Source organism: Rhodoferax sp. UBA5149 (assembly GCF_002413825.1).
GTDB lineage: Bacteria > Pseudomonadota > Gammaproteobacteria > Burkholderiales > Burkholderiaceae_C > Rhodoferax.
The window spans coordinates 1-4,446 of record NZ_DHXT01000187.1; the positions used below are offsets into that span (position 1 = coordinate 1).

Here is a 4,446-nt window from a genome sequence, read left to right on the forward strand (position 1 = left end):
CTTGTCGAACTGCGTCACCTGACCTTTGGTTACGGCGAGCGGGTGATTCTGGACGACATTTCCCTGTCCGTGCCGCGTGGCAAGGTCACGGCGCTGATGGGGGCGTCAGGGGGGGGCAAGACGACTATTCTGCGGCTGATCGGCGGGCAGAACCGCGCGCAGTCAGGCGAGCTGTTGTTTGATGGCCAAGATGTCACCCCGATGGACCAGACGCAACTCTACGCCGCACGTCGCCGCATGGGCATGCTGTTCCAGTTTGGTGCCTTGTTCGCGGACCTGTCGGTGTTTGAAAACGTGGCCTTTCCGCTGCGCGAACACACTGATTTGCCCGAGGCCCTGATTCGGGACATTGTCCTGATGAAGCTCAATGCCGTGGGCTTGCGCGGGGCGCGTGACTTGATGCCCAGTGAAGTCTCGGGCGGCATGGCGCGCCGCATTGCGCTGGCGCGTGCGATTGCGCTGGACCCCGAACTGGTGATGTATGACGAACCGTTTTCCGGACTGGATCCGATTTCTCTCGCTATTGCGGCACGCTTGATACGCGAGCTCAATGATTCCATGGGGCTGACCAGTATTTTTGTCTCCCACGAGTTGGAGCAAACGTTTGCGATTTCCGACCATGTGATCATCCTGGCCAATGGAAAAATTGCGGCACAAGGGACGCCGGACGAAGTGCGGCAAAGCACCGATCCGCTGGTGTACCAGTATGTCAATGCCTTGTCGGACGGCCCGGTGCGCTTTCACTATCCGGGCCCCAGCATCGACGAAGATTTTGGTTTGGGAGTCGCGCCATGAGCTGGTACAAACTTGGGGATGTGGGGTTTTCCGTGCGCCGCCAGTTGGCCGACCTGGGGCAGGGCGCGCGTCTGTTCGTTCGCCTGTTGACCACCCTGGGCGGTAGCTTGAAGCGTTTTGGGTTGATCCGCGACCAGATTCATTTCTTGGGCAACTACTCACTGGCCATCATTGCGGTGTCTGGTCTGTTCGTTGGATTTGTTTTTGGCTTGCAGGGTTACTACACTTTGCAGCGCTATGGCTCGTCCTCGGCCTTGGGCTTGCTGGTGACGCTCACGCTGGTGCGGGAACTGGGGCCGGTGGTGACCGCCTTGCTGTTTGCCGGGCGCGCCGGCACCTCGCTGACGGCCGAGATTGGTCTCATGAAAGCGGGTGAGCAAATCAGCGTCATGGAGATGATGGCGGTGGACCCGGTGCAACGCATCCTGGCGCCCCGGTTTTGGGCCGGCGTCATCACGATGCCTTTGCTGGCGGCGGTCTTTAGCGCCATGGGTATCATTGGTGGCTGGGCGGTGGGCGTGCTCATGATTGGCGTCGATGGCGGTTCGTTCTGGAGTCAGATTCAGGGCGGTGTCGATGTGTGGCAAGACGTCGGTAACGGCGTCATCAAGAGCATCGTGTTTGGATTTACCGTGACCTTCATCGCGCTGTTGCAGGGGTTCAAAGCCCAACCCACCCCCGAAGGCGTGGCCAGCGCGACCACCCGAACCGTGGTGGTCTCGTCTCTGTCGGTTCTTGGTCTGGATTTCATCCTGACGGCCATGATGTTTACGATTTGATTGATTGAAACCTTGCGGGACAGTCCGCCGTTACGCGAAGCGAACAAGCTCTGTCCTCAACTGATGAAAAAGATGTTTTATGCAGCGCTCTAAGAATGATGTGTGGGTTGGCCTTTTTGTGCTGATCGGCGCGGTGGCCATCCTGTTTTTGGCCCTGCAGTCAGCCAATTTGTTGAGCTTGAGTTTCCAGCAAAGCTATGCGGTGAACGCCAAATTTGACAATGTGGGTGGCCTCAAACCCAAAGCGGCGGTCCGAAGTGCGGGCGTCGTGGTGGGCCGTGTCGAAAAGATCGTTTTTGATGACAAATCGTTCCAGGCCCGCGTGACATTGGCGATGGAGAGCCGCTATGGGTTTCCCAAGGACAGCTCCCTGAAAATTTTGACCAGCGGCTTGCTCGGTGAGCAGTACCTGGGGCTCGAACCCGGCGCCGACGAGAAAACGCTGGTGGCGGGCGATACCATTTCCAGCACCCAATCGGCCATAGTGCTGGAAAGCCTCATCAGCCAGTTTATGTACAGCAAGGCCGCCGAAGGAAGCATCGCTGACGTCAGCAAGGCCAAGAAATGACAGAAATTTTGCGCGCGCTGCTGGTGCTTTTGGTGCTCACAGGTTGTGCCAGTGGACCCAATGCCAATCGGCGCGATCCGCTGGAGCCGTTCAATCGCGGGGTCTATCGGTTCAACGATGCGGTCGATACCGCGCTGCTTAAACCCGTGGCGACCACCTACCGGGATGTCGTGCCGAGGCCGGTGCGCCAGGGCGTCAATAATTTCTTTGGCAATCTGCAAGATGCCTGGTCATTTGTGAACAACGCCTTGCAACTCAAAGGGCAAGCTGCGACAGACAGCATGTTCCGTTTTGGTGTCAACACCTTCATCGGTCTGGGTGGTGTTCTTGACGTAGCCACCGAAATGAATATCGAAAAACACACCAAAGATTTCGGACATACCCTGGGTTATTGGGGGGTTGCACCCGGCCCCTATCTCGTGTTGCCCTTGTTGGGACCTTCAACCTTGCGCGATACGGTGGCACTGCCGGTTGATCTGAAGGGTGATCTTGTTTCCAACATCGCGCACGTGCCCACGCGCAACAGCGTCACGGTGTTGCGTGCCGTTGACAGCAGGGCCGATTTGCTCAAAGCCACCACGATACTTGAAGAGGCGGCGCTGGATAAATACACGTTCACCCGCGACGCGTTTCTTCAACGCCGCCGCAGTGTGATTTTCGATGGTAACCCACCCGAAGAAGACACGGGAGAAATCGAGACTGAGCAGCAGGATGTGGCCGAGCCACGGGTGCCAGCCTTGGCTGAAACGCCCGCTGAAACCTTAAATAAAACCGCAAGCAATGCCGGGCTTCCCGGCGATCAGAAAGTCAAACCATGAATCGTCGTTTTTTGAGTCGCCTGTTCGCCGTGCTGCTGGTCAGCACATCCAGCCTGCTGGCCCTGCCGGTGAGGGCGGCTGATGAAGCCGCGGAGGCTTTGATCAAACGCCTGTCCATCGATGTGCTGGACAACATCAAGGCCGATAAAGCGATTCAGGCGGGGAATGTGTCCCGAATCGTTGCATTGGTGGATGGCAAGATCATGCCGAACGTGAATTTCCAGCGCATGACGGCCTCCGCCGTGGGGCCAGCCTGGCGCCAGGCCACCCCTGAACAGCAAAAACGTTTGCAGGAGGAGTTCAAGATTTTGCTGGTACGCACCTATGCTGGCGCCTTGACCCAGGTCAGTGACCAGACCATTTTTGTCAAGCCCATGCGTGCGGCCGCGGAAGACAAAGAAGTGGTGGTCCGTACCGAGGTCAAAGGCCGTGGCGACCCCATTCAACTGGATTACAAGCTGGAAAAGACACCCGGCGACGGGGCTGGCTGGAAGATTTACAACCTGAATGTGTTGGGCGTGTGGCTGGTGGAAACCTATCGCAGCCAATTTGCCCAGGAAATCAATGCCAAAGGCATTAGCGGCTTGATTGTGACCCTGACCGACCGTAACAAGGCCAACGCCAAGAAGGGGTGACTGTGCTGGTATTGCCAAAAGAGTTGACGCAATCCCAGGCCAACGCGTGCCTGCGCATGCTGGTGCAGGGCTTGCGCTCGCAGTCGGGTCCGGAAGTGGTGGTGGATGCCACGGTGTTGAGTCGATTTGACTCGGCAGCGCTGGCCGTGTTGCTTGAATTCCGGCGCGAGAGCCTGGCCCTGGGCAAGCGTTTCTCGGTCCGCGGTTTACCCGCCCGCCTGGGTGATTTGGCGGCGCTGTATGGGATTGCCGAGCTGTTGCCTTCGGCTTGACTCTCAATCAATTGGGGGCAGAGCTTGTGGTTTGAAATGTTGAGGACAGAGCTTGTTCGCGTCGCGTAACGACGGTCTGTCCCGCAAACCCTCTGGATCCGGTCTGTCCCGCAAGTCTTTAGAATAGTTCCCTTCATGCCCGCAATTTCTTTCCAGTCCGTCACCAAGGCCTATCCATCCCCGCGCGGACCCAAAGGCAGTACTTTCCTCGCGCTGGACCGCGTGAGCCTCGACATTGAAGAAGGCGAGTTCTTTGGTTTGCTGGGGCCCAATGGGGCCGGCAAGACCACCATGATCAGCATTCTGGCGGGCCTCGCGCGCGCCAATTCAGGCAAAGTGTCGGTGCTGGGCCATGATGTCCAGACTGACTACGCCCAGGCGCGGCGCAGTCTGGGGGTGGTGCCGCAGGAACTGGTGTTTGACCCGTTTTTCAACGTGCGCGAAGCGCTGCGTTTCCAGTCGGGCTACTTCGGCATCCGCAACAACGACGCCTGGATTGATGAGCTGCTGGACAGTCTGGGCCTGGCCGATAAGGCTGGCGCCAATATGCGTCAGCTCTCGGGTGGCATGAAGCGGCGG

At 58.2% G+C, this 4,446-nt stretch carries 7 protein-coding genes; all 7 read left to right on the forward strand.

All coding sequences use genetic code 11. From position 1 onward, the window contains the following. A partial coding sequence (locus B3V69_RS16770) for an ABC transporter ATP-binding protein (protein ID WP_296448144.1) occupies positions 1 to 795 on the forward strand: 795 nt, incomplete at its 5' end. Next, entirely contained in the window at positions 792 to 1,574 is a 783-nt protein-coding gene (gene mlaE, locus B3V69_RS16775) for a lipid asymmetry maintenance ABC transporter permease subunit MlaE (protein ID WP_296448145.1), read from the forward strand. The genes B3V69_RS16770 and mlaE, both read left to right, overlap by 4 nt. Positions 1,575 to 1,653: 79 nt before the next feature. Continuing rightward, a complete protein-coding gene (gene mlaD / locus B3V69_RS16780; protein ID WP_296448146.1) occupies positions 1,654 to 2,142 on the forward strand; it encodes an outer membrane lipid asymmetry maintenance protein MlaD in 489 nt (162 codons plus the stop codon). Then, on the forward strand, positions 2,139 to 2,960 hold the full coding sequence (locus tag B3V69_RS16785; RefSeq protein WP_296448147.1) for an MlaA family lipoprotein: 822 nt from the start codon (positions 2,139 to 2,141) through the stop codon (positions 2,958 to 2,960). The genes mlaD and B3V69_RS16785 overlap by 4 nt, the downstream gene beginning before the upstream one ends. Continuing rightward, positions 2,957 to 3,595 carry an MlaC/ttg2D family ABC transporter substrate-binding protein gene (locus B3V69_RS16790; protein WP_296448148.1) on the forward strand — a complete coding sequence of 213 codons (639 nt, stop codon included), beginning with the start codon at positions 2,957 to 2,959 and terminating at the stop codon, positions 3,593 to 3,595. The genes B3V69_RS16785 and B3V69_RS16790 overlap by 4 nt, the downstream gene beginning before the upstream one ends. Positions 3,596 to 3,597: 2 nt before the next feature. After that, positions 3,598 to 3,867, forward strand: a complete 270-nt coding sequence (locus tag B3V69_RS16795; protein ID WP_296448149.1) for an STAS domain-containing protein — start codon at positions 3,598 to 3,600, stop codon at positions 3,865 to 3,867. Between the two features lie 135 nt (positions 3,868 to 4,002). Beyond that, positions 4,003 to 4,446 (forward strand): ABC transporter ATP-binding protein (locus B3V69_RS16800; protein ID WP_296448150.1); only part of this gene is annotated, 444 nt, incomplete at its 3' end.